General features: G+C 68.0%; 22 protein-coding genes. 11 read left to right on the top strand and 11 right to left on the bottom strand.

Annotated elements, in window-relative coordinates; genetic code table 11:
* Positions 1-86: 86 nt before the first annotated feature.
* From ACPTTC_RS26480 to ACPTTC_RS26470, 3 genes are all read right to left on the bottom strand, one after another.
* Positions 87-512: a cupin domain-containing protein gene (locus ACPTTC_RS26480; protein WP_423394570.1), complete on the bottom strand. Its 426-nt coding sequence runs from the start codon at positions 510-512 to the stop codon at positions 87-89.
* Between the two features lie 10 nt (positions 513-522).
* Complete coding sequence (locus tag ACPTTC_RS26475) at positions 523-960, bottom strand: carboxymuconolactone decarboxylase family protein (protein WP_069251461.1); 438 nt, start codon at positions 958-960, stop codon at positions 523-525.
* Positions 961-1,054: 94 nt separating this feature from the next.
* Positions 1,055-2,539, bottom strand: a complete 1,485-nt coding sequence (locus ACPTTC_RS26470; RefSeq protein WP_423394569.1) for a PLP-dependent aminotransferase family protein — start codon at positions 2,537-2,539, stop codon at positions 1,055-1,057.
* Between the two features lie 232 nt (positions 2,540-2,771).
* Here ACPTTC_RS26470 and ACPTTC_RS26465 point away from each other — a divergent pair, with 232 nt between their 5' ends.
* From ACPTTC_RS26465 to ACPTTC_RS26440, 6 genes are all read left to right on the top strand, one after another.
* Positions 2,772-3,689, top strand: a complete 918-nt coding sequence (locus tag ACPTTC_RS26465; RefSeq protein ID WP_423394568.1) for a LysR family transcriptional regulator — start codon at positions 2,772-2,774, stop codon at positions 3,687-3,689.
* A 151-nt stretch (positions 3,690-3,840) separates the two neighbouring features.
* Positions 3,841-4,590: an SDR family oxidoreductase gene (locus ACPTTC_RS26460; RefSeq protein WP_423394567.1), complete on the top strand. Its 750-nt coding sequence runs from the start codon at positions 3,841-3,843 to the stop codon at positions 4,588-4,590.
* A gap of 479 nt (positions 4,591-5,069) precedes the next feature.
* Positions 5,070-5,756, top strand: a complete 687-nt coding sequence (locus ACPTTC_RS26455) for a type 1 glutamine amidotransferase domain-containing protein (protein WP_423394566.1) — start codon at positions 5,070-5,072, stop codon at positions 5,754-5,756.
* 141 nt (positions 5,757-5,897) lie between these two features.
* The gene (locus tag ACPTTC_RS26450) at positions 5,898-7,007 is read left to right on the top strand and encodes an NADH:flavin oxidoreductase/NADH oxidase (protein WP_175968383.1); all 1,110 of its coding nucleotides are present in this window, start codon (positions 5,898-5,900) and stop codon (positions 7,005-7,007) included.
* A 129-nt stretch (positions 7,008-7,136) separates the two neighbouring features.
* Entirely contained in the window at positions 7,137-8,207 is a 1,071-nt protein-coding gene (locus ACPTTC_RS26445; protein WP_423394565.1) for an AI-2E family transporter, read from the top strand.
* Between the two features lie 214 nt (positions 8,208-8,421).
* Positions 8,422-8,796: a hypothetical protein gene (locus ACPTTC_RS26440; protein ID WP_226194735.1), complete on the top strand. Its 375-nt coding sequence runs from the start codon at positions 8,422-8,424 to the stop codon at positions 8,794-8,796.
* 24 nt (positions 8,797-8,820) lie between these two features.
* Here ACPTTC_RS26440 and ACPTTC_RS26435 read toward each other — a convergent pair whose 3' ends face one another.
* A complete protein-coding gene (locus ACPTTC_RS26435) occupies positions 8,821-9,615 on the bottom strand; it encodes an SDR family NAD(P)-dependent oxidoreductase (protein ID WP_423394564.1) in 795 nt (264 codons plus the stop codon).
* Positions 9,616-9,784: 169 nt separating this feature from the next.
* On the opposite strand from ACPTTC_RS26435, the gene ACPTTC_RS26430 reads away from it, so the two are divergent.
* Positions 9,785-10,630 carry an AraC family transcriptional regulator gene (locus ACPTTC_RS26430; RefSeq protein ID WP_423394563.1) on the top strand — a complete coding sequence of 282 codons (846 nt, stop codon included), beginning with the start codon at positions 9,785-9,787 and terminating at the stop codon, positions 10,628-10,630.
* A 10-nt stretch (positions 10,631-10,640) separates the two neighbouring features.
* On the opposite strand, the gene ACPTTC_RS26425 is transcribed toward ACPTTC_RS26430, so the two are convergent.
* The 4 genes from ACPTTC_RS26425 to nthA all read right to left on the bottom strand — a co-directional run bounded on the left by ACPTTC_RS26425 (position 10,641) and on the right by nthA (position 13,967).
* Positions 10,641-11,228, bottom strand: a complete 588-nt coding sequence (locus ACPTTC_RS26425; RefSeq protein ID WP_423394562.1) for a LysE family translocator — start codon at positions 11,226-11,228, stop codon at positions 10,641-10,643.
* 183 nt (positions 11,229-11,411) lie between these two features.
* Positions 11,412-12,674 (bottom strand): GTP-binding protein, encoded by a 1,263-nt coding sequence (locus ACPTTC_RS26420; RefSeq protein WP_423394561.1) that lies wholly within the window; start codon positions 12,672-12,674, stop codon positions 11,412-11,414.
* Positions 12,671-13,324, bottom strand: coding sequence for a nitrile hydratase subunit beta (gene nthB / locus ACPTTC_RS26415; RefSeq protein WP_423394560.1), 654 nt, complete (start codon positions 13,322-13,324; stop codon positions 12,671-12,673). The genes ACPTTC_RS26420 and nthB overlap by 4 nt, the downstream gene beginning before the upstream one ends.
* Before the next feature lie 43 nt (positions 13,325-13,367).
* A complete protein-coding gene (gene nthA / locus ACPTTC_RS26410) occupies positions 13,368-13,967 on the bottom strand; it encodes a nitrile hydratase subunit alpha (protein ID WP_423394559.1) in 600 nt (199 codons plus the stop codon).
* Positions 13,968-14,478: 511 nt separating this feature from the next.
* Here nthA and ACPTTC_RS26405 point away from each other — a divergent pair.
* From ACPTTC_RS26405 to ACPTTC_RS26390, 4 genes are all read left to right on the top strand, one after another.
* A complete protein-coding gene (locus ACPTTC_RS26405) occupies positions 14,479-15,375 on the top strand; it encodes a transporter (protein WP_423394558.1) in 897 nt (298 codons plus the stop codon).
* A gap of 95 nt (positions 15,376-15,470) precedes the next feature.
* Complete coding sequence (locus ACPTTC_RS26400; protein ID WP_423394557.1) at positions 15,471-16,523, top strand: phenylacetaldoxime dehydratase family protein; 1,053 nt, start codon at positions 15,471-15,473, stop codon at positions 16,521-16,523.
* Positions 16,524-16,569: 46 nt separating this feature from the next.
* Positions 16,570-18,096, top strand: a complete 1,527-nt coding sequence (locus ACPTTC_RS26395) for an amidase (protein ID WP_423394556.1) — start codon at positions 16,570-16,572, stop codon at positions 18,094-18,096.
* A gap of 144 nt (positions 18,097-18,240) precedes the next feature.
* A complete protein-coding gene (locus ACPTTC_RS26390) occupies positions 18,241-19,281 on the top strand; it encodes a helix-turn-helix domain-containing protein (RefSeq protein WP_423394555.1) in 1,041 nt (346 codons plus the stop codon).
* Positions 19,282-19,354: 73 nt separating this feature from the next.
* On the opposite strand, the gene ACPTTC_RS26385 is transcribed toward ACPTTC_RS26390, so the two are convergent.
* From ACPTTC_RS26385 to ACPTTC_RS26375, 3 genes are read right to left on the bottom strand one after another with little or no spacing between them, the layout of a single operon-like run.
* A complete protein-coding gene (locus ACPTTC_RS26385; RefSeq protein ID WP_423394554.1) occupies positions 19,355-20,812 on the bottom strand; it encodes a heavy metal sensor histidine kinase in 1,458 nt (485 codons plus the stop codon).
* On the bottom strand, positions 20,809-21,504 hold the full coding sequence (locus tag ACPTTC_RS26380) for a heavy metal response regulator transcription factor (RefSeq protein ID WP_226194720.1): 696 nt from the start codon (positions 21,502-21,504) through the stop codon (positions 20,809-20,811). Before ACPTTC_RS26380 ends, ACPTTC_RS26385 begins: the two co-directional genes overlap by 4 nt.
* 28 nt (positions 21,505-21,532) lie before the next feature.
* The gene (locus tag ACPTTC_RS26375) at positions 21,533-23,035 is read right to left on the bottom strand and encodes an efflux transporter outer membrane subunit (RefSeq protein WP_423395720.1); all 1,503 of its coding nucleotides are present in this window, start codon (positions 23,033-23,035) and stop codon (positions 21,533-21,535) included.
* Position 23,036: the final 1 nt, after the last annotated feature.

Raw genomic sequence — 23,036 nt, 5'->3', positions numbered from 1 at the left:
GGGCTGCGGCATGGCGCCGGCGGCATGGGCCCGGACGCGAAGCGAGGGCGCGAGCCTGGACAATGGCGCGCGCCCCCGAAAGGCGGCTACTGGTCGATTGGCGACGTCATCGGCACGTGATCGCCGGTCAGCCCGAACACGACGAGCTGCGCAGGCTCGGTCGCGCTCGCGTTGCGCGACACCTGGTGGCGCGAGCCGGGCGCCTCGTACCAGCCTTCGCCGGCGCGGTAGCGCCGCAGCGGGCCGCCGTTCACCTGCGACAGCACTTCGCCTTTCGACACGACCGCGAACACCGAGCCGAGGTGCCGGTGGGCTTCGGAAGCCTGGCCGGGCGCATAGTCGACGGTCGCGACGACGGCGAGCTTGCCGGGCGCTTCGGGCACGGCCTGCTGCATGATCGTATGCACGTTGTCGCCGGCGTCGTGCGCCCCGGCGGCGGCCGGCAGCAGCGCGGCGCCGGTCGCGAGCCACGCGTACAGGGCGGCGCGACGCAGGTGCGTAGCGTGAGTCATCGTCGTCTCCTTACTCGGGCATCTTGCGGAACGCGATCGCGAAGCGGTTCCACGAGTTGATCGTCGCGATCAGCATCGACAGGTCGAACAGTTCCTCGTCGGTGAAGTGCGGCTTCACGGCCTCCCACACGGCGTCGGGCACGTGGTTGCTGGCGACCAGCGTCAGCGCCTCGGTCCATTCCAGCGCCGCGCGTTCGCGCTCGGTGAAGAACGGCGTTTCGCGCCACGTGACGACGGTGGCCAGGCGGCGCTCGGTTTCGCCACCCTTGCGCGCATCGGTCGTGTGCATGTCGACGCAGAACGCGCAGCCGTTGATCTGCGACGCGCGCAGGCGGACGAGTTCGGCGAGCGGCTTCTCGATCGAGCTCTTCGCGAGGAATTCCTCGGCATTGCGCATCACCTTGATCGCATTCGGGCTGGCGGCATAGAAGTTCAGGCGCGGTTGCATGGCAGGTCCTTTCTCGGTTGGAGCGCACGGTGGCGCGACAGGACCTACTTTAGGACGCACGCTGGCCTGCTTGAATGGCCAATTTCGGGAAAATTCAGGTAACCAGTGCCGCGCCGCCGACGGTGTCCGAACCCAGCAGGCCGGCCAGCTTCGCAAGCGCCGTGTCGATGCGCAGCGCGTCGATCCCGCCATAGCCGAACAGCAGCCCCGCGCGCACCGGCACGCCGACGTGGAACGCCGAGATGCCATACAGGCCGATGTCGTGCGCGCGGGCCGCGCGGACCAGCGCCGCTTCGTCGCACCCCGGCTTCAGGTAGGCGGCGAGGTGGATGCCGGCGGTGGGAACGATCGCATCGAACCACGGCGCGAGTGCGCCGCGCAGATGGGCGATCAGCATCTTGCGGCGGGCATCGTAGTGCTTCTGCACGCGCTTCAGGTGCCGCGCGAAATCGCCTTCGAGCATGAAGCGGGCAAGCGCCGCCTGCGTCAGCGTGCAGGTGTGCCAGTCGACGATCTGCTTCGCCTTGGCCAGCGCGCCGCGCAGCGCGCGCGGCGGAATCGCGTAGCCGATCCGCAGTTCCGGAAAGATCGTCTTCGAGAACGTGCCGACATAGGCGACGAGGCCGGTGCGGTCGAGGCTCTTCAGCGACTCCACCGGCCGGCCTTCGAAGCGGAACTCGCCGTCATAGTCGTCCTCGATGATCACCGCGCGGCGGCGCTGCGCCCATTCGAGCAGCGCGACGCGCCGGTCCAGCGTCATCGGCATGCCGAGCGGGAACTGATGCGATGGCGTCACGTAGACGAGGCGTGCGTCGTCGGGCAGCCGTTCGGTCAGCAGCCCGTGCGCGTCGACCGGCACGCCGATCACCGTCGCGCCGAGCGACGCGAACGCGGCGCGCGCGGGCGGATAGCCGGGGTCCTCGACGGCGACCACGTCGCCGGGCCGCACGACGACGCGGGCGATCAGGTCGAGCGCCTGTTGCGCGCCTTGCGTGACGAGCACGTCGTCCCAGCCGCACGCGACCGCGCGGCTGAACGCGACATAGCGCGCGATCGCGCCGCGCAGTTGAGGATCGCCGGCCGGGTCGTGATACTGGGCGGGGCCGCGCATCTGCTGGCGCAACGCGTGATGCAGGCAGCGCCGCCACGCGTCGAACGGGAACAGCGCCTTGTCGGTCACGCCGCCACGGAAGTCGAAGCCGGGCGAATCGTGCGGCATCGGCATCGCGAGCGCATCGGGCAGGTCGTTCCACAGCGCGCGCGCATCGACCGCGTCGACGCGCGGCGTATCCTCGACGAGCGACGGCGCCGACATGGCGGCAGCGTGCGGCACGCGCGCGAGGCCGTCGGCGACGAACGTGCCGTCGCCCGCGCGGGTAGTCAGGTAGCCCTCGGCGACGAGGCGCTCGAACGCGTCGAGCGTCGTCTTGCGCGATACGCCCAGCTGTTTCGCAAGGTCGCGCGTCGACGGCAGCCGCGCGCCGCCGGCGAGCCGCCCGTCGACGATCGCGGTGCGCAGTTGCCGGAAGATCTGCCCCGTCAGGTCGTGACGGCCTTCGATGCGGATGGCAATGTCCATCGCGGTGGTTACCTCGATTGTCGTAATTTTGTGCCGATCAGCATACCGGAAGTCCGCCGTGGAGGTCGCTTGGCGGGGCGCCCGCACCGGTCGCCAAGCCGCAAGCAATCGGGGACGCGGGCTGAACCGGCCGGGTGGCCCCGTAACTCGCGTCCGCTGCCCGTACCCGCCGATTGGACCTCGGCCCGCCGCTGCCTTACGATCCACGACAACCCCAGACCGGAGCGAGCCCATGCTGTCCGAAGACGAACTTGCGCTGCTCGACGCGATCCGTGCCACCGGCAGCCTGTCGCGCGCGGCCGCGCGGCTCGGCAAGGCGCCGTCGACGGTGTCGCACGCGGCGCGCCAGCTCGAAACCCGCTTCGACGCGCTGCTGTTCGACCGGCGCGGCTACCGGCTGCAGCTCACGCCGGCCGGCCAGTTGCTGACCGACGAGGCGGCGCGGCTGGCGCTGGACGTCGCACGGCTGACGCAGCGCGTGCGGCAGATTGCGAGCGGCTGGGAAGACCGGCTGTGGATCGTCAGCGACGAGGTGCTGGAGTTCGACACGCTGCTGCCGGTCGTCCGGTCGTTCGATGCGCTCGACTCGGGCGTGTCGTTGCGTTTCACGCACGAAGTGCTCGGCGGTACCTGGGAAGCCCTGCGCGACGGCCGCGCGGACCTGGTGGTCGGCGCGACCAACGAGCCGCCCGCGATTCCCGGCTTCAAATGGTTCGAACTGGGCGCGATGGAGTGGGTGTTCGCGGTGTCGCCACGCCATCCGCTGGCCGCCGCGACCGGCGCTCTGACGCGGGACGTGATCGGCGCGCACCGGGCGGTCGTCGTCGCCGATTCGTCGCGGCGCGCGGTCGGCCGCGCGTATGGCCTGCTCGGCGGACAGGCCGTGCTCGCGGTGCCGTCGATGCGCGCGAAGATCCTCGCGCAGCGCGACGGGCTCGGTGTCGGCTGGGTGCCGCTCCGGCGCGTGGCGTCGCTGCTCGCGCGCGGCGAACTCGTCGAAAAACAGACAGCCGATCCGCGCGAGCCGAACCGGCTGTATGTCGCGTGGCACGGCGACCGGGACGGCCGCGCGCTGCAATGGTGGCTCGAGCAATTGCGCGAGCCGCGGCTCGCGCAGCGCCTGCTCGACGGTATCGACGTGGCCGGCTGACGCGGCGAGGATCAGGGCAGGACAAGCGAACCTGCCCGCTCGAACACGTTCGACGATTTCGAACATGTTCGTCGCGCACGTCGTACGGCAGGGCCGGGCGCCGCGCGCATCCTGTGTTCACGGTCAACTCACCGGTTCACAGGAGAACATCATGCAACGCTTCGAAGGAAAGACGGTCCTCGTCACGGGCGGCAACAGCGGCATCGGCCTGGCGGCCGCCAAGGCATTCGCGGCAGAAGGCGCGCGGGTCATCATCACCGGGCGCGATGCGCAGACGCTCGAGGCCGCGCGGCAAACGCTCGGCGCCGGCGCGCTCGCAATTCGCAACGAGGCCGGCAGCGTCGCATCGGCCCGCGCGCTGGCCGATGCGATCGCGTCGGCGGGGGCGCGGCTCGACGCCGTGTTCATCAACGCGGGCGTCGCGAAACTCGCGCCGTTCGCCGACAGCGATGAGGCCATGTGGGATCTCGTGTTCAACACCAACGTGAAGGGCGCGTATTTCCAGATCCAGTCGCTGGTGCCGCTGCTGAACCGCGGCGCGTCGATCGTGATCAACGGCTCGATCAACGCGCACATCGGGATGCCCGGCTCGTCGGTGTACGCGGCGAGCAAGGCGGCCGTCAATTCGTTCGCGAAGACGCTGTCGACGGAGTTGCTGCCGCAGGGTGTGCGCGTGAACGTCGTGAGCCCCGGGCCCGTGCAGACGCCGCTGTACGGCAAGCTCGGGCTCGACGCGGCGACGCTCGATGAAACCGCCGACAAGATCAAGGGCCTCGTGCCGGTCGGCCGGTTCGGCACGCCGGAGGAGATCGCGTCGACGGTGCTGCACCTCAGCGCGCCGGAATCCGCGTTCATCGTCGGCGCGGAGATCATCGCGTCGGGCGGGATGGGGTTGCTCTGACCCGGTCGTGACACAGGCGGGGCCGCACTCGCCCGGCGCAATGCCGGGCGGGCGGTTCCTGCGAACCGCATCTGCCGTGCTGCCAGCGCCGAGTGACTGCGGACGTCGGCGGATCGCGCCCCCTGCGAAAAGGCCATGACGGTAGCAGGGGCGACTATCCGTTTACTAGACGACCGGTCTAATCCGCGGCTATCATCCGTCCTCATGAATGCGACGACGTCCGCGGCGCATGCAACGAAGACGCGAAATGCCATTTGAATGCCATTCCGCGCTGCGATGCTGGTGGTGCTGCGAGACGCCGTCGTTTTATTTCGAATCATCCTAGACGACCGGTCTAATAGGCGAGTATCGCATTCGGATATGCGGGCCGCACGTTGACGCGTCTCAGCTGACTAACCGACAGGCGCGCCGCGCCGACCGGCCGGATTGCCCGGTTGCGCGGCCCCGTTCCCTCATCCATTTCGAAGGAGTATCCGATCATGAAGATTCTGGTTGTCCTGACCTCGCACGACACGCTCGGCGACACCGGCAAGAAGACCGGCTTCTGGCTCGAGGAACTGGCCGCGCCGTACTACACGTTCAAGGATGCGGGCGTCGAGCTGACGCTTGCGTCGCCGAAGGGCGGCCAGCCGCCGCTCGATCCGAAAAGCAGCGATCCGACGGCCCAGACCAACGCGACGCGCCGCTTCGACGCCGATCCGGCGGCCAAGGCCGAACTCGCGTCGACGCGCAAGCTGGCCGAGGTATCCGTGGACGACTACGACGCCGTGTTCTACCCGGGCGGCCATGGCCCGCTGTGGGATCTCGCCGAGGATCTGCATTCGATCGGCCTGATCGAGCGCGCGCTGGCGGCCGGCAAGCCGGTCGCGGCCGTGTGCCACGCGCCGGGCGTGCTGCGTCACGTGAAGAACCCGCAGACCGGCGAATCGGTCGTGCGCGGCAAGCGTGCCACGGGTTTCACCAACAGCGAGGAAGCGGCCGTCGAACTGACGGAAGTCGTGCCGTTCCTCGTCGAGGACATGTTGAAGACCAACGGCGCGCAATTCGAGCGCAGCGCCGACTGGGCGCCGCATGTCGTCACCGACGGGCTGCTGATCACGGGGCAGAACCCCGCGTCGTCGGAGCCCGTCGCCGAGGCGCTGCTCGCGCAGCTCGGCCACCGTTGAGCCGAGGGCGCCGGCCGGGCCGGCGCCGTACCGTATCCGTCGCCGGGCGCAGGCCGGCCCGTCGACGGCCCGATCGTTCCGTCGTGCGTACCGCACGGCGCGTTTCCAGTCGTTTTGCAGAACCAAGCAAAGGAGCCGTGGATGTCTGCCCTGTTCGAACCGTTCAAACTCAAGGATGTCACGTTGCGCAACCGCATCGCGGTGCCGCCGATGTGCCAGTACGTCGCCGAGGACGGCGTCGTCAACGATTGGCATCACGTGCATCTGGCCGGCATCGCGCGGGGCGGCGCGGGCCTCGTGATCGCCGAGGCGACGGCCGTGGCGCCGGAAGGGCGCATCACGCCGGGCTGCGCGGGGCTGTGGAACGATGCGCAGGCCGAAGCGTTCGCCCCATCGGTCGCGGCGATCAAGGCGGCCGGCGCGGTACCCGGCATCCAGATCGCGCACGCGGGCCGCAAGGCGAGCGCGAACCGTCCGTGGGAAGGCGACGACCATATCGCCGAAGGCGATCCGCGCGGCTGGCAGACCATCGCGCCGTCGGCCGTGCCGTTCGGCGCGCATCTGCCGAAGACGCCGCGCGCGATGACGCGCGACGACATCGCACGCGTGCAGGCCGACTTCGTTGCGTCGGCGAAACGCGCGCGCGACCTGGGCTTCGAATGGCTCGAACTGCACTTCGCGCACGGCTATCTCGCCCAGAGCTTCTTCTCGGTGCATGCGAACCAGCGTGACGACGAATACGGCGGCTCGGCCGAGAACCGCGGTCGCTTCCTCGTCGAGACGCTCGCGGCCGTGCGCAAGGTGTGGCCGGAGCATCTGCCGCTGACCGCGCGCTTCGGCGTGATCGAGTACGACGGGCGCGACGAAGAGACGCTCGCCGAGTCGATCGCGCTCACGCAGCGGCTGAAGCGGGAAGGGCTCGACATGCTGAGCGTGTCGGTCGGTTTCTCGACGCCCGACGCGCAGATTCCGTGGGGTCCGGCGTTCCTCGCGCCGATCGCCGAGCGCGTGCGCCGCGAGGCCGGGCTGCCGGTGTCGTCCGCGTGGGGGATCGACACGCCGCAACTCGCGAACCGCGTGGTGGCGGAAGAACAGCTCGATCTCGTGATGGTCGGCCGCGCGCATCTGGCCGACCCGCACTGGCCGTACTACGCGGCCAAGCAACTCGGCGTCGAGCGTCCGTCGTGGACGCTGCCCGCGCCGTACGCGCACTGGCTCGAGCGCTACCGGAGCGCCGACAAGGTGGCCTGAGCGGGCGGGGCGCCGGGGCGGCGCGCGCATGACATGCGCCGCCGATCCGGCGCCGATGGATAGAATGGCGGTTCGCGCAGGCCGGTTGCCTGCGCGAACCGCCATTTTCTCATTCTCGACAGAGGTGCCATGGGCGCACATGTCCCGTCGTCTCCCGATCCTGCCGCACGGCCGCGTACGCAGCAGGTCTCCCGTGCCGTGCTGTACGCGGCGCTGCTGGTCATCGCGCTGTGGGTGATCCGCGATTTCATTCCCGCCATCGCCTGGGCCTGCGTGATCGCCATCGCGATGTGGCCGATGCTGAAGCGCTTCGAATCTCACCGGCTGTTCCGCAACCGCCCGACGCTCATCGCGCTCGTCATCACGGCGGCGATCTCGTTGCTGGTCGTGCTGCCGGTGGCCGTCGCGGCAACCCAGGCGATCGGGCAGGCGCATGACCTGCGCGAGTGGCTGCGCACGATCCAGGACAACGGCATCCCGGTGCCCGACCTGGTTGGCCGGCTGCCTTACGGCGCGGCGCAGGTCACCGAATGGTGGCAGGCCAACCTCGGCCACCCGCTGCATGCGGCCAGCGCGATGCATGCCGTCAACGGCGAAAAATTCCTCGCGTTCGGGCGGCAGTTCGGCACGAAGCTTGCGCACTGGCTGCTCGAATTCGGCTTCATGCTCGTCACGCTGTTCGTGATCCTGCGCGCCGGCCACAAGCTGTCGGGGGCGTTACTGCAGGGCGCGCGGCGTGCGTTCGGGCGCAGCGGCGCGGCGCTGATCGAGCGGATGGTCTCGGCCGTGTTCGGCACGGTGACGGGGCTCGTCGTCGTCGGGCTCGGCGAGGGCGCGCTGCTCGGCATCGCATATGCGCTGGCCGGCGTCCCGCATGCGGCGCTGCTCGGCCTCGTCACGGCGATCGCCGCGATGCTGCCGTTCTGCGCGCCCGTCGTGTTCTGCGGGGCGGCGCTCTGGCTGTTCGTGCAGGGCGCGACCGTGTGGGCCATCGTGGTGGCGGTGCTCGGGTTCGTCGTCGTGTTCGTCGCCGAGCACTTCGTGCGGCCGGTGCTGATCGGCAATTCCGCGCGGCTGCCGTTCCTGCTCGTGCTGTTCGGCATCCTCGGCGGCGCCGAGACGTTCGGCCTGATCGGGCTGTTCGTCGGCCCCGCGCTGATGACCGTGCTGACGATGCTGTGGGCCGAATGGATTGCATGACGATGCGTGCCGAGCCGGCGGCATGACGCGGCGGTGCGGATGCGCGTCCAGGCGTGCATCGGCCGCCGCGACGGGCGACGATCTGCGTTGTGCAGAGGCTGGCAATGCGAGGATTCGGATAAAGATCTCTACATTTCTTTTCGATCCGGACCCAAAGGTCTAGTAGCATGGGGCTTTCGATCGCGCCGGCGCGGCGCAGCAGATTTTCCCAAGCATGCGATTGATTCCGATGGCCCGTCCCGCAGCGACGCTCTCCCTGGCCGCCAGCTGCCTGATGTTGCACGGCTGCGCGTGGTTCGACGCGTGGCTGCCATTCTCGTATTCGCGTACGCCGCTCGCGAGGGCCGCGTCGCGGCATGGCGCGACGCGCGCCGATGTCGTCCGCGCCGGCGGCAATCCGCGCAGCGTATGGATGGTTCGCAACGGCAGCGGCGTCTGCTACAACTACTTCATCGAGCACGGCAACGATCACCGCGAATACTTCGTCGTGTTCGACAAGGCCGGCGTCGTCACGCAACACGGCTTCGATTCCTGCATGAACGCCGACCGCAAGGGCACGCTCCAGCCGGGCAAGGCCGCGTCGCGCTAGCGCGGCGGCCGTGCCCGTTGGCCGTCACGCGATCGTGTCGACCACGCCGCCGTCCACCCGCAATGCGGCGCCCGTCGTCGCCGAAGCGAGCGGCGAGCACACGTAGACCACCAGGTTCGCGACCTCCTCGGGCGTCGCGGGCCGCTGGATGATCGAGCTCGAACGGTGGTTGCGCACGAAATCCACGGCCACGTCCTCGACGCTGCGGCCGGTTTCGTCGGCCGTTTCCTTCAGCAGCGCCCGCACGCCGTCCGACATCGTCGGCCCCGGCAGCACCGAGTTGACGGTCACGCGGGTGCCGGCCGCGAGTTTCGCGAGCCCGCGTGCGATCGACAGCTGCGCGGTTTTCGTGAATCCGTAATGAATCATGTCGACCGGGATGTTCAGGCCGGATTCCGACGAAATGAACACGATGCGCCCGGCATTGCGTTCGATCATTCCCTTCAGGTAATGCCGCGCGAGGCGCACGCCGGACATCACGTTGGTCTGGAAGTAATGTTCCCATTCGGCGTCGTCGATCTCGAAGAACGCCTTCAGGCCGTAGATGCCTGCGTTGTTGACGAGGATGTCGGCCGCGGGCGTGTGCTGCGCGATGCGCGCAGCGCCGGCGGCATCGGACAGGTCGGCCGCGACACCGTCGAAGTTCGCATCGGGGACGGCGGCACGCAGGTGCGTGAGCGCGGACTGCACCGACGCATCGCTGCGGCCGTTGACGACGACGCGTGCGCCGGCGCGCGCGAGCCCTTCGGCGATTGCGAGCCCGATACCGGCAGTGGAGGCGGTGACGACCGCGGTCTTGCCTTTCAGATCGATATGCATGTGCGTGACGGGAGAGGAGTGAGGGGGATCCGCCGCGGGTGTCGCAGCGGACGGAATTCCAAGCTTAGGCGAAACGGCGCGATCCGGCGTCGAAGCCGCCGATCCCGTTGCGCGGCGCCGCACAGTCTTGTACGGTGAGCGTTCGCCGTCCGAACCGGGAGCCCGCTGCGTGAGCCGTACCGCCAACCGATCCGTCGTACCGTCGCCGTTCTGGCGTGATGCCGCGCTGCCGTTCATCGAGGCGCGCACCGTCGACGACGGCCGCGCGATCTGCTATGCGAAGCACACGCACGACACGTTTTCGGTGGGGGCGATCGTCGGCGGCACGAGCACCTACGTGAACGGCGCGACGAACGAGCATGTCGGGCGCGGCGTGCTCGTGATCATCGATCCGGAACAGGTGCACGCGTGCAATCCGTACGGCCCCGATGCATGGGCGTACCGGATGGTCTATGTCGACGTGCCGTGGCTCGCGCGGCTTCAGCATTCGCTGGGCCACGATCCGAACGGCGACTTTCGAGGGTTTTCGGCGAAGTTGACGGAGCGGCGCGACCTGTTCGCGCAATTTGGCGGCTTTTACCGCACGCTCGTCGCGCCCGGCATCGATCCGCTCGGCAAGGCGAGCGCGGCGGTCGAGTTCTTCACGGCGCTGCACGGCGCGCTCGATCGGGAACTGCCCGGCCCGCGCGCCGGGGACGACAACGCCCGGCTCGCGCGCGCGGCGGACTATATCGCCGCGCATTGCCGTGAGGGCGTCACGCTCGATGCGATCTGCGCCGCGGCCGATCTGTCGCCGTCGTACCTGATCCGCGCGTTCAGCGCCCGCTACGGGATGACGCCGCATGCCTTCCTGATCGATCGCCGCGTGCAGTACGGCCGCACGGAGCTGCGCCGCGGGCGGCCGATCGCCGAAGTCGCGCTGGACGCGGGCTTTGCCGACCAGGCGCATTTCCAGCGCGCGTTCCGGCGGATCGCAGCCGCGACGCCCGGCCAGTACCGCAGCGCGACGAACTGAACGGCAAGCCCTACGCGTCGAGCAGGAACAGTGCGCTGCCCGCGAGCAGCAGCGCCATCAGCCGATTGAACACGCGCATGTGCCGCGCGTTCGCCAGCCGGTGACGCAGCGACGCGCCCGCATACGACCAGCACGCGATCGACGCAAAACAGATCACCAGATACAGCGCGGCGAACTGCCAGACCTGCGTGCGGTCGCCATCGGCAGCATAGGCGCCCATCGCGGCCACGCACGCGAGCCACGCCTTCGGATTCAGCCACTGCATCGCCGCGCCGGCCGCCGCCGACGGGCCGGCCACGTCCGGGTTCGCAGACAGCCGGCCGTCATCGAGCGCGAGCCGCAACGCCATATAGAGCAGGAACGCGATCCCCGACCACTGCGTGGCGGTCGTCAGCACGGGCCAGCGCGCGAGCGCCGCGTGCAGCCCGAGGCCGATCAGCAGGAACAGCGCGACGAAGCCGAGCGTCGCGCCGGCCGCATAGCGCAGGCTCGCGCCGAGGCCGTGCCGCGCGCCGGCACTGAGCGCGACGATGTTGACGGGACCGGGGGTGATCGACGAGGCGAGCGCGAATGCGGCCATCGAAACCAGCATGCTCATTGATTGTCTCCATGCGAATGTCAAAGTCGCATCGAGACTAAAGAAGCCGCGCGTGTCGGTATTGAAGAAAACTGCCCTCGGCGTCGCTGTCGGGATTCACGTGATGCTGAACCGGTCGCCGCGCGCATCGGCGACCGAAAGTCGTTGGAAGCACCGTTGCAGCCGCAGTCGTCGAGTCTCACGTCACGGACGGGCGGGAGTCGCGAGCGCGTCGAACACGTCGGCTTCCGGAAGCCGCAGCCACGACGCCGGGCCTGCATCGATTTCTTCGACCGTCAGCAGACACGCATCGAGTTCGCGACGCAACCGGACGTGATCGATCGACTGCCCGATGAACACGATCTCCTGCCGGCAATCGCCGGTCGGCTCCTCCCACTTTTTCAGCACGCCGTCGCGACGATAGTCGTCGTGCGGCCAGTCTGATCGAGGAACGAATCGCCACCATCGTCCGACGTAACCCCACTGGAACGCGCCGCCCGTTTGCACGAGCATGGCGATGTCGGCATATCGGTGCGCAGCCCAGACATATCCCTTGCAGCGAAGCAGTCGGCCGTTGGCCCAGGGGCGACGCAGCCACGCGAGCAGGCGCGCCGGATGAAACGGCGCACGTTCGTGATAAGTCCACGACGCGATCCCGTACGCGTCGGATTCCGAGGGGCGTTCGTCGGCCTGCATGCGTTGCATCCATCCCGGCGATTCGACGAGCGCCGGGAGATCGAAACGCCGCGTATCGAGGACGTCTGACGGATCGATCTCGCCGTGCTGCATCGGCAGGATTCGCGCGGACGGATTCAGCGATGCAAGGAGGGCGCGCAGCCGGTCGAAACCTGCGTCGCCGATCCGGTCGAGTCTGCTCACGAGGATCACGTTCGCGTATTCGACTTGTTCGATCAGCAGGTCCGACAGCTTGCGCGGCGGACCGGAATCGCTGCCGTTCGCGAGCGTGGCGTCGTGCGTGACCGGTTCAGCCGACGCGATCATGCCCTCGAACGTCTCGCCGTTGACCACCGTGACGAGCGTGTCCAGCCGCGCGAGTTCGCTGAGGCTGAAACCGTCGCGGTCGAGGAACGCGAACGTCTCCGCAACCGGCATCGGCTCCGAGATACCGGTCGACTCGATCAGCAGATAGTCGAAGCAACGCTGCCGCGCGAGCGTGCTGATCTGCTCGAGCAGATCGGCGCGCAGCGTGCAGCAGATGCAGCCGTTGCTCATTTCGACGAGTTCGTCCTCGCCTCGACGCAGCTCGACGTTGCGCCGCACGTCGTCGGCATCGACGTTCACTTCGCTCATGTCGTTGACGATCACGGCGACCTTCAGGCCGGCGCGGTTGCGCAGGATGTGGTTCAGCAACGTCGTCTTCCCGGCGCCGAGGAAGCCGGACAGCACGGTGACCGGAATCCTCGGCGGCGCGGCGGCCGGCGCTTGTCGATGTTCCGGCGTCGTCATGCGCTGTGCCCGGACGCGCGATCCAGGTAGCCTTCGAACAGGTCGACCACAACATAACCGTCGTCGGCGGCGGCGCCCCACAAATCCTTCACGCGGAACTCGACATGATAGGTCGGCTGATGCACGGCTCCGGTGTCGCCGTGGCCGATCGCGTCCGGGAAGGGCCACGATTCGGTCGTCCGGTGCAGCACGACGCCTTCCTTGCCGCGAACGTAGCCCGGCGCGCGGATGTGTCCGCTGACGTATTCGTCGCGAACGACGACGCGATCGCCGACCTCGAACCGCGTCGAGTCGGAAGGTGCTGCCCGGCCGCCGGATTTCGGCGGGTTTGCGAGCCGGAAATGCGAACCGAGCGCGCGGTCGAGTTCGTCCTGCGTGAGCACGCCGGTTTCGACGAGCAAGGTGGCCGTCGCGATCACGTAGCGCTCGTAGTAGCGCGTGCCGACGTGCTGGCGCACGTCGATGCGTTCGACTGCGTGACGTACCTCGTCGACGCTGAATTTTTTCAGTGGGTCCACGCCGACGAACATCAGGCTGTACGCGAGATGCTCCCAGTCTTCCTTGAAGACCGGCTTGTAGCTGAGACTGTTGATCGTGTGCGGCACCGGGCCGAAACCCTGGAACCCGCCGAGGTCGTGAAAGCCGTCCATATGTGACTCCGAGATGAAGGTCGAAAGCGAAACGTGGCGCGAGTCAGTGCACGCGCGGCAGCGCCACGCCGATCAGCACGTCCTTCGTGACGAGCGTGCGCAGTTGTTCCTCGGTCATGTGCTCACTGCCGGCCGGCCGCACCGGCAGCACGAGATAGCGGCTTTCGGCGGTCGTATCCCAGACCTTCACGACGACGTCGTCGGGCAGGTCGGTGCCGAGTTCGCGCAGCACCGTGCGCCCTTCGCGGACGAGTCGCGCACGATATTCGAAGCCCTTGTACCACTCGGGCGGCAGCCCGAGCACCGGCCAGTTCGTGCATGAGCACAGGCTGCAGACGATCACGTTCTTCAGCGTCGGCGTGTCTTCGAGCGCGACGATGTATTCGCCCTGCGGCCCGGTGTAGCCGAACTGCGCGCACGCGGCCGTGCCGTCCTTCAGCAGCAGTTCGCGAAACGCCGGGTCGACCCACGCGCGCGCGACGATGCGTGCGCCGTTGGCCGGATCCCAGGTCGTGGACATCAGCTCGGTCAGGCCTTCGATATAGCCGTCGGGGATCAGGTTCTTCTCTTTCATCACGCGAAACAGTGCCCAGGCACGTTCGCCGGGCGTCGAGGCTGTTTCCGCGGAAGGGATCGCGCTCATCGTGGGGTTCCTTGTGGTGGTTCGGGTCGACCGCCGCCATCGCGTTGGTACTGCCGTGGCGGGGCGTGGAAGCGTGGTGTCGGTCACGCTCGACGAGCAGGGTAAGAAGAGAAAAAGCGCGGTTCTTTGCCGGCACGGATCGGAAACTATGCTGACACGGCCCCGTGGCGCGGCAGGGGCCGACGCGCAACGGCGGCACGGCGATTCGTGGCATCGACAGGGCGCCCGGCACGCAATGGCGGCCGCCGGCGCACGTTGTGCGACCGCCGTATGGCACGGGGCGCGGAGGTCCGCCACAGCCAATTTCTTGTTCCGCCGGAAAACAGAAATGCGGATTTTGCCTTTCTATTCTCACTCTCAAGCGACGGCCGTTCGATGTCGCGAATCGCCGGTACTCCCGCAGTAACGGCGGAACAACAGTCAGCCAACCCCCCGCGATTCCACCGTCCGGCAACGATTCCCGTTCGTCGTACGTCGAGCGCGGCGGTGTCTGCGCATCCAGGTGAGGAGCATGATGGGCAACGTCAACAGAATGAAACTGAAGCGTATCGCGCGCTGGATCGGCTTGTCGCTGATGGCCGTCGCATCGCATTACGCGGGCGCGGTCGAGGTCGATCCCGGCGATTACGAGCAGTATCCGGCCGGCGCGACGATCGGCGTGCTGTACTACAACTACTCCGCGACGAACGCCTACTACGCGAACGGCCACCGGACGTCGGATTTCGACCTGCAGTCCAATATCGGCATCGCCCGCCTGCTGCATGTGTTCCAGCTCACCGACAGGCTCACGATCGATCCGCAGGTGTTGCTGCCGTTCGGTCACATCAGCAGCTTCGGCAACGCTAGTGCGCTTGGCAGTACGAACGGTGTCGGCGACGTGATCCTGACCGCACCGTTGAAATTCCGCCTGAACGACGCGAAGGACGTCGTCGCCGCGACGGTCTACGTCTACGCACCGACAGGGAGCTACGACCAGAACCGCGGTCTCAATCTCGGCGCCAACCGCTGGTCGCTCGATTTCCAGGCGGCCTACATCAAGCACTTTTCGCCGCAGTGGGCGCTCGATCTCGTCGGCGACGCGATCTGGTACGGCAACAACACGTCGTACGGCGCGAGCGGCACGACGCTGCATCAGCGGATGAGCTACAGCGCACAGGCGATGGTGCGTTACATGCCCGATCCGGGCACGTCGCTCGGGATCGGCATTACGCAGTTCTGGGGCGGTGAAACGAGCGTGGGCGGCGCGGACAACAACGACGCGCTTCGCACGACGCGCATGCGGATCACCGCGGCGAAATTCGTGACGAAATCCGATCAGGTGCAAATCCAGCTCGGCACCGATCTGAGCGTGCGCAACGGCCCGAAGAACAGCCTGCTCGCCGGCCTGCGTTACGCGCACATCTTCTGACGACCCGCGTGCGCCGGGATACGCCCGGTGCATCTCGCTCCGTGTCCCCAACGTCGATACCTCGACATCCGATTCCCTTTCCAGAGAGGTCACGCATGGAATCCGCCATCGACAAACACCTGATCTGCCCGCGGACGCTGTCGCGCCGCGTCGCCGACGATTACCAGCCACCGTTCCCGATGTATGTCGCCCGGGCCGCCGAAGACCTGAGCCAGGTCGTGATGGGCTATTTCGGCGTGCAGTATCGCGGCGCCGACAAGCGCGCCACGGCGCTGGCCGCGTTGCGCCGGATCGTCGCCGATTTCGGTGCGCCGGACGGCCCGAACAACTTCGATCTGACACAACACACCGACGACCAAGGCTACGAGAACCTGATCGCCGTCGGCTACTGGCGCGATCCGGCCGCGTATGCGCGCTGGATTGCGTTGCCGGCACTCGCCGACTGGTGGGCCTCCGACGCGCGTCTCGCGGACGGGATCGGCTACTTCCGGGAAATCGTCGCGCCGCGCGCCGAGCAGTTCGAGACGCTCTACGCATTCACGAGCGATTTCCCCGGCGTCGGCGCGATCATGGACGGCGTCAGCGGCGAGATCGAGGAGCACGGCTACTGGGGATCGATGCGCGACCGGTTCCCGATCTCGCAGACGGACTGGATGCGCGCGGACGGCGAGTTGCGCGTCGTCGAGGGCGATCCGACCCGTGGCGGCCGAGTGGTCGTACTGGCACACGACAACATCGCGCTGATTCGCTCCGGCCAGGACTGGCGCGCGGCCGAGCGCGACGAGCGCCGACTGTATCTCGAGGAGATCGAGCCGACGCTGCGCAGCGGGATGGAATTTCTGCGCGACAACGGCGCGGACGTCGGCTGCTACAGCAATCGCTACGTGCGCTCGATCGATCTCGACGGCAACGTGCTCGACGAGAGCTACAACATCGGCCACTGGCGCTCGCTCGACCGCCTCGAGCGCTGGGCCGAATCCCATCCGACGCACCTGCGGATCTTCGTCACGTTCTTCCGCGTCGTGACCGGGCTGTCGAAACTGCGGCTGTATCACGAGGTGTCCGTCTTCGACGCCAAGCATCAGGTTTACGAATACGTGAACTGCCATCCGCGCACCGGACTGATGCGCGACGCCGTCACCCGCTGAATCCCGCCGGCGCCGACGGCGCCGCTTACCGAACTGGAGAACGTCGATGGCCATCAAACGCCCGACTCGCGAACAACTGTCCGACATTGCAGCCGGTTTCGGCTTTCATGTCGATTCCCGCCAACTCGCCGAATACGACGATGCCCTGCAGGCGAACTTCGATGCGTACGACGCCATCGACGCGTTGCCCGACTATCTGCCCGTCGTCGCGTATCCGCGCACGCCCGGCTACCGCCCGGAAGGCGACGAGAACCGTTACGGCGCGTGGGCGCGCAAGAGCACGATCCACGGTGCCGCGGAGGGCAAGCTGCGCGGCAAGACGGTGGTCGTGAAAGACAACATCTGCGTTGCCGGCGTACCGATGCGCAATGGCGCGAGCACGTTCGAGGGCTACGTGCCCGACGTCGATGCGACCGTCGTCACCCGGGTGCTCGACGCCGGCGGCACGATCGCCGGCAAGTCGACCTGCGAGTACTACTGCTTTTCCGGCGGCTCGCACACGAGCGCGTCGGGGCCGGTGCACAATCCGCGCAAGGCAGGGCACTCGTCCGGCGGCTCGTCGTCAGGCAGCGGCGCGCTGGTCGCGAGCGGCGAGGTCGACATGGCGCTCGGCGGCGACCAGGGCGGCTCGGTCAGGATCCCGTCCGCCTATTGCGGCATCTACGGGATGAAGCCGACGCACGGGCTCGTGCCGTACACCGGCGCGATGCCGATCGAGGCAACCGTCGATCATCTGGGGCCGATGACGAGCAACGTGCTCGACAACGCGCTGCTGCTCGATGTCATCGCGGGTGACGACGGACTCGATCCGCGCCAACGGGCGTTGCCGCCGCGCGCCGATTATCTCGGCGCGATCCGCGACGGCATCGCGGGACTGCGGATCGGCATCCTGCGCGAGGCGTTCGGGCTCGCGAATTCGGAGCAAGTGGTCGACGAGGCCGTGCTGGCCGCCACGCATCGGTTGCGCGAGCTGGGCGCGAGCGTCGACGAAGTGTCGGTGCCGCTGCATGCCGCCGGCACCGCGATCTGGCTGCCGATTGCGGCCGAGGGTGCGACGCAGCAGATGATGAAGGGCAACAGCCACGGTTTCAACTGGGGCGGCCTGTACGTGACCGGCATGATCGATCATCACGCGGGCTGGCGCGAGCGGGCCGATGAGTTGCCGGATACCGTGAAGGTGACGATGCTGCTCGGCGAATATTTCACGAGCCGGTATCGCGGGCGCTACTACGCGAAGTGCCAGAACCTCGCGCGGCGCTTGCGGTCGGCTTACGACGCGGCGCTGCAGTCGTATGACGTATTGGTGATGCCGACCGTACCGATGCGCGCGTCGAAGCTGCCGGAGCCCGGTTGCGCGATGTCCGAGTCGCTGACGAGGGCGTTCGAGATGCTCGCGAATACCGCGCCGTTCGACGTGTCCGGGCATCCGGCGATGTCGCTGCCGTGCGGGGTAGCCGACGACCTGCCGATCGGGCTGCAACTGGTCGGGCGCCGTTTCGACGAGGCGACGCTCTATCGCGTTGCGTATGCGTATGAACAGTCTTCCGACTGGCGTCGGACGACATGCTCATGACATGCCCGGCGCGGTAGCGCGTCGCCGCTGCGCCGCGTGTCGGTCCGACCGGCAACGCGGCGTACGCGGCCATCGATTGGACAATGCGCTTTTGAACGGGCACGCTACCGGCTGCGTGTTTGCTAACCCATGTGGGGCACGACCATGACGATGCGTCCTTTCCCGCGCGCCGCAAGCGGCGACGCGCCCGGTCTGGCGTCCGACAGCCCGCTGGACGAACGGACGAACGCGGCCATCGAGGTGCCGCCCGACGGCTCGGTCAGCCAGCGTATCGAATTCTGGCGCGAGACGATTCTGCGCCTGTTCGCGGACGTGCAGATCGCGGCCGTGCAGAAAGCCGATTTCTTCGGCCGAGTGCGGCAGCGCAAGTGCGAAAAGATGCGAATCTCGGAAATCCACGCGAGCGAGCAGGCCGTGATTCGGCGTTATCGCCAGGCGCGCAGCGAGTATGAGGACAAGTATTTCGGAGTATTGATGCTCGAGGGCAGCCAGTCGGTCGAGCAGGACGGCAAGATCGTCACGCTGCACCCCGGGGATTTTGCGATCTACGACGCGACACGGCCTCACCACCTGCAGTTCGGCCAGTCGTGGCGCGAGATCGTCGTGAGCATTCCCCGCGCGACGCTGAACCAGCTCGTCATCGGGATGGAGCACCGCACGGCGTGCCCGACGCAAACCGGGGAGGGCGTCGGCAGCGTCATGCGTGCGTTTCTCGAGCAGATGTCGTCGCAGATCCGTAGCGTGACCGAGGACGAGATGCGGCAGTTGTCGGATACCGCGATCACGCTGATCGCGATGACGCTGGGGGGCATGCAGCGCAACGACCTCGCGCAATCGAGGATGAAGGCGTTGACACTGACGCGTGTGAAGCGGCATGTGCTCGAGCACCTGCACGATCCGGAGCTGAACCCGATGATGATCGAACGGACGATCGGGATTTCGTCGCGGTACATCAACAAGCTCTTCGAGGCCGAGGAGACGTCGCTGATGCGTTACGTATGGAACCTGCGACTCGAACGGTGCGCGCAGGATCTCGCGAATCCGCAATGCGTGGCGCTGCGCGTGTCCGACGTCGCATTGCGCTGGGGATTCAACGACATGTCGCATTTCAGCCGCGTGTTTCGCGAGCGGTTTGCGATGTCGCCGCGGGCGTGGCGCGAGCAGGGTGGCAAGCCACGCGCGTAATGCGTTCCGGGCCGCGTTCGTGGCTGGCAAGCGCCGATCGGAGGCGGCCGGACGTCGACAGGCGCGGCCGCCGTCAATGCAGCGCGCGTGGTGCATGGGCCGGACGCGAATCGGCCGAGCCGGCCGCGTCGGCTGCGTCGCCAGCGCGTAGCGGACCGCCCGCGCACGGTTGCGTCGACACCGAGAACCCGAACGTGTTGATGCCGCCCGAGCAGGCGACGAATACGCTGCCGCCGTGCATCTCGGCGACGGCCTTGACGATCGACAGCCCGAGCCCGTGGTTCTCCTTGCTGTTCGCGCGGGCTTCCTCGAGCCGGTAGAAGCGCTCGAACACGTGCGAGCGCCGTGCGGGATCGATCGGCTCACCCGGGTTCGCGACCGACACTTCGACGAGCGTGTCGCGGCGCACGATCGTCACGCTGACCGTCGCGCCGGGCGCCGAATGCTGGATCGCGTTGATCAGCAGGTTCGTCATCGCGCGGCGGAACAGCGACGGATCGACGGCCGCGCGCGCATCGCCGTTCAGTTCGGCGTGCAACTGCGCCTCGTCGAGCGGGATTTCGAGGAAGTCGAGCATGCGCCGCACTTCGTCGGCGAGCGACACGTCCTTCAGGTCGGTCGCACGTTCGCCGCGGTCGCTGCGCGACAGGAACAGCATGTCGTTGATGATCACGCGCAGCCGCTCGAATTCCTCGAGGTTCGACTGCAGCGTCTGCTGCATCCGGTCGACCGTGCGGTCGCGGCTGGTCAGCGCGACCTGGGTCTGGCCGATCAGGATGCTGATCGGCGTGCGCAGTTCGTGCGCGACGTCCGCGTTGAACGCCTCGAGCCGCGCGTAGGTTTGCTGGATGCGGTCGAGCGCACCGTTGAACGATGTGGCGAGATCGCGCAGCTCGGCCGGCAGCGCGTCGGTCTGCAGCCGCTGGCGGCGGTTCGCGAGGCTGATCGCCGATGCGTCCTGCGATAGCCGGTCGAGCGGCGCGAGCCCGAAGCGGGCCACCGCGCGGCTCAGCAGCAGCGTAATGAGCGTCGCGAGCGTGATCAGCCCGGCGAGCGTCCAGACGAAGCGGCGCAGCATCCGCTGCGTGCGCTCGCACGAGCTGGCGACGACCAGCTTCAGCGTCGGCCGCTCGCCGTTACCGGCCACCGTGACGGTCTTCGTCATCACGTCGTAGGTGCTGTGGTTCAGCGCGTAGCGCTGGAACGCGCCGAACGGCGCGCCGACCGGCACGCCGTCGACGGGCGCGCCGAAGCGGAAGTCCGGATTCGTGCTGTCGACCTGGTAGCGCGTCGAGCCGTCGGGCGGTTCGAGATCGGCGAGTTTTTCCTGCATGAGACGCCCGCGCATGGCCGTGGTCGCATGCGACACGATCATCTCGGCGACCTTGGTGCGCGTGTCGAGCGTCGCGCGCACCTCGGCGAACAACTGGCGCTCCATCATCACGAACAGCCCGCAGCCCACCAGCGTGAACACGAGCAGCGACACGATGCCGAACATCGCCGAAAGCCGCCGGACGATCGAGCGTTTCATGCGGGCCTCTCGGTGTCGCCGTCCTCGCGCGCCTCGAGGACGTAGCCCATCCCGCGGATCGTGTGCAGCAGCTTGTCCGTGAACGGGCCGTCGAGTTTCGCGCGCAGGCGCTTGATCGCCGTCTCGACGACGTTCGCGTTGCTGTCGAAGTTCACGTCCCACACGAGTTCGGCGATGGTCGTCTTCGACAACACTTCGCCGCTGCGCCGCGCGAGCACGCCGAGCAGCTGGAATTCCTGCGCGGTCAGGTCGAGGCGCGTGCCGTCGCGCGTGGCGCGGCGGCCGATCAGGTCGACGCGCAGGTCGCCGATCGAGATCAGCGTCGATTCCTGCACGCGAGCGCGGCGCGTCAGCGCGCGCAGCCGCTCGATCAGTTCGAGGAACGAGAACGGCTTGGTGAGGTAATCGTCGGCGCCGCCGCGCAGCCCGCGCACGCGGTCATCGACGCGGTCGCGCGCGGTCAGCATGATGACGGGCGTCTGCTTCTGCGCACGCAACGCGCGCAGCACGCCGAAGCCGTCCAGCTTCGGCAGCATCACGTCGAGCACGACCACGTCGTACTCGAATTCGACGGCTTTCCACGCGCCGTCCTCGCCGTCGAGCGCGGTGTCGACGACCCAGCCTTCCTCGGTCAGGCCGCTCTTCAGGTATTCAACGACTTTCGGTTCGTCTTCGACGATCAGGACTTTCATGTTCGAATCCGTTGTCCGGTCAATCCGGTTAAGGGCTCGGGCGCGCCGGGGCCGCCGTGGCAACCTCGGCCGGCGCGGGGCCGGCCGCGGCATGGCCATCCCAGCCGCCGCCCAGCGCCTTCGCGAGAAACACGACGAGCGCCGCGCGCTGGCCCTGGATCTGCACGGCCTGCCGCTCGCTGGTCAGCAACTGCTGCTCGGCCGTCAGCACGTCGATGAACGGCGTCAGGCCGCCCGCGTAGCGATCCTGCGCGAGCGACACGAGCTTGCGCGCGTCGTCGACGGCCGCGGCGGCCTGCTGCGCGGCGTCGGCGAGCACCGACAATCCCGTGACCGCATTCTGCACCTCCTGGAAGGCGGTGAGCACGGTCTGCCGGTAGCTGGCCTGCGCGGCAACGTAACCGGCCTGCGCGAAATCGACGCCGGCCTTCAGTTTGCCGCCTTCGAACAGCGGCTGGCTGAGCGACCCGCCGACCGACCACAGCAGCGCCGGCACGGTGAACAGGCCCGCAAAGCGCGTCGCGTCCCAGCCGATATCGGGCGACAGCATGATGCGCGGGAAATAGGCGGCGCGCGCGACGCCGATCTGCGCATTCGCGGCGGCCATCGCGCGCTCGGCCGACGCGACGTCGGGGCGCCGCTGCAGCACGTCGCTCGGCAGGCCGGTCGGCAGCGCCGGCGCGTTGATCGGTACGACGCGCGGCGCGATCGAGAAGGCGGGGGCCGGCGTGCCGACCAGCGTCGCGATCGCGGTTTCGACCTGCACGCGCTGCTGGAGCAGCAACTGCGCCTGCGTGCGCGTCGCGTCGAGCTGCGCGCGCTGCTGCAGCAGGTCGAGGCCCGACACCGCGCCGAGGTCGTGGCGCGCGCTCACGTAGTCGAGCGCTTTCTGCTGCAGGTCGATCGAGCGCCTGACGACGTCGATCTCGGTATCGAATTCACGCAGCGCGAAATAGCTCGATGCGAGATCGGCGGTCAGCACCAGGCGTGCGTTCGCGAAATCGTCACCGGCCTGCTCGGTGGTCGCCTGCGCGGATTCGACGCTGCGCCGCACGCGGCCGAACAGGTCGAGCTCGTAGCTGACGCTCGCGCCGACCTGGATGTCGTTCTGCACGGTCGACGCGTTCGGCGTTGCGTAGTTGGTCTGCGGCCGGTCGGCCGAGATCTTGAAGCGCTGGCCGCTCGCGTTCAGGCCGACGGCCGGATACTGCGCCGAGGCGACCGACGCGAGCGTCGCCTTCGCCTGGTCGTAGCGCGCGGCGACGGCCTTCAGGTTCTGGTTGTTGCGCAGCGCTTCGGTTTCCAGTGCATCGAGCTGCGGATCGCCGAATGCGGTCCACCATGCCGGATCGAGCGGCGCGCGGGCTGGCGCGGCCGGATGCCAGTAGGAATCCGCCGGGTCGAGCCGCCACGCGGCCGGCGTGTCGACGTCGGGCCGCTTGTAATCGGGGCCGACCGTACAGCCGGCGAGGGCCGCCGCGAGCGCAACGGCGGTGGCGGAGACGGCGGCAGGCCGCCGGCGGAGGCGCATC

Origin of the sequence: Burkholderia mycopellens, from assembly GCF_964265025.1 — a bacterium.
Classification (GTDB): Bacteria; Pseudomonadota; Gammaproteobacteria; order Burkholderiales; family Burkholderiaceae; genus Burkholderia.
The sequence above is the reverse complement of the archived record's forward strand: the minus strand, read 5'-3'. Positions and strand labels throughout refer to the sequence as shown.

Coding starts and splice junctions, on each gene's coding strand:
- ACPTTC_RS26400 (WP_423394557.1), top strand. CDS start 15,471: ATGGAATCCGCCATCGACAAACACCTGATCTGCCCGCGGACGCTGTCG.
- nthA (WP_423394559.1), bottom strand. CDS start 13,967: ATGAGCGCGATCCCTTCCGCGGAAACAGCCTCGACGCCCGGCGAACGT.
- ACPTTC_RS26375 (WP_423395720.1), bottom strand. CDS start 23,035: ATGCGCCTCCGCCGGCGGCCTGCCGCCGTCTCCGCCACCGCCGTTGCG.
- ACPTTC_RS26395 (WP_423394556.1), top strand. CDS start 16,570: ATGGCCATCAAACGCCCGACTCGCGAACAACTGTCCGACATTGCAGCC.
- ACPTTC_RS26455 (WP_423394566.1), top strand. CDS start 5,070: ATGAAGATTCTGGTTGTCCTGACCTCGCACGACACGCTCGGCGACACC.
- ACPTTC_RS26420 (WP_423394561.1), bottom strand. CDS start 12,674: ATGACGACGCCGGAACATCGACAAGCGCCGGCCGCCGCGCCGCCGAGG.
- ACPTTC_RS26450 (WP_175968383.1), top strand. CDS start 5,898: ATGTCTGCCCTGTTCGAACCGTTCAAACTCAAGGATGTCACGTTGCGC.
- ACPTTC_RS26440 (WP_226194735.1), top strand. CDS start 8,422: ATGCGATTGATTCCGATGGCCCGTCCCGCAGCGACGCTCTCCCTGGCC.
- ACPTTC_RS26380 (WP_226194720.1), bottom strand. CDS start 21,504: ATGAAAGTCCTGATCGTCGAAGACGAACCGAAAGTCGTTGAATACCTG.
- ACPTTC_RS26480 (WP_423394570.1), bottom strand. CDS start 512: ATGACTCACGCTACGCACCTGCGTCGCGCCGCCCTGTACGCGTGGCTC.
- ACPTTC_RS26385 (WP_423394554.1), bottom strand. CDS start 20,812: ATGAAACGCTCGATCGTCCGGCGGCTTTCGGCGATGTTCGGCATCGTG.
- ACPTTC_RS26425 (WP_423394562.1), bottom strand. CDS start 11,228: ATGAGCATGCTGGTTTCGATGGCCGCATTCGCGCTCGCCTCGTCGATC.
- ACPTTC_RS26445 (WP_423394565.1), top strand. CDS start 7,137: ATGGGCGCACATGTCCCGTCGTCTCCCGATCCTGCCGCACGGCCGCGT.
- ACPTTC_RS26390 (WP_423394555.1), top strand. CDS start 18,241: ATGACGATGCGTCCTTTCCCGCGCGCCGCAAGCGGCGACGCGCCCGGT.
- ACPTTC_RS26405 (WP_423394558.1), top strand. CDS start 14,479: ATGATGGGCAACGTCAACAGAATGAAACTGAAGCGTATCGCGCGCTGG.
- ACPTTC_RS26435 (WP_423394564.1), bottom strand. CDS start 9,615: ATGCATATCGATCTGAAAGGCAAGACCGCGGTCGTCACCGCCTCCACT.
- ACPTTC_RS26460 (WP_423394567.1), top strand. CDS start 3,841: ATGCAACGCTTCGAAGGAAAGACGGTCCTCGTCACGGGCGGCAACAGC.
- ACPTTC_RS26465 (WP_423394568.1), top strand. CDS start 2,772: ATGCTGTCCGAAGACGAACTTGCGCTGCTCGACGCGATCCGTGCCACC.
- ACPTTC_RS26470 (WP_423394569.1), bottom strand. CDS start 2,539: ATGGACATTGCCATCCGCATCGAAGGCCGTCACGACCTGACGGGGCAG.
- ACPTTC_RS26475 (WP_069251461.1), bottom strand. CDS start 960: ATGCAACCGCGCCTGAACTTCTATGCCGCCAGCCCGAATGCGATCAAG.
- nthB (WP_423394560.1), bottom strand. CDS start 13,324: ATGGACGGCTTTCACGACCTCGGCGGGTTCCAGGGTTTCGGCCCGGTG.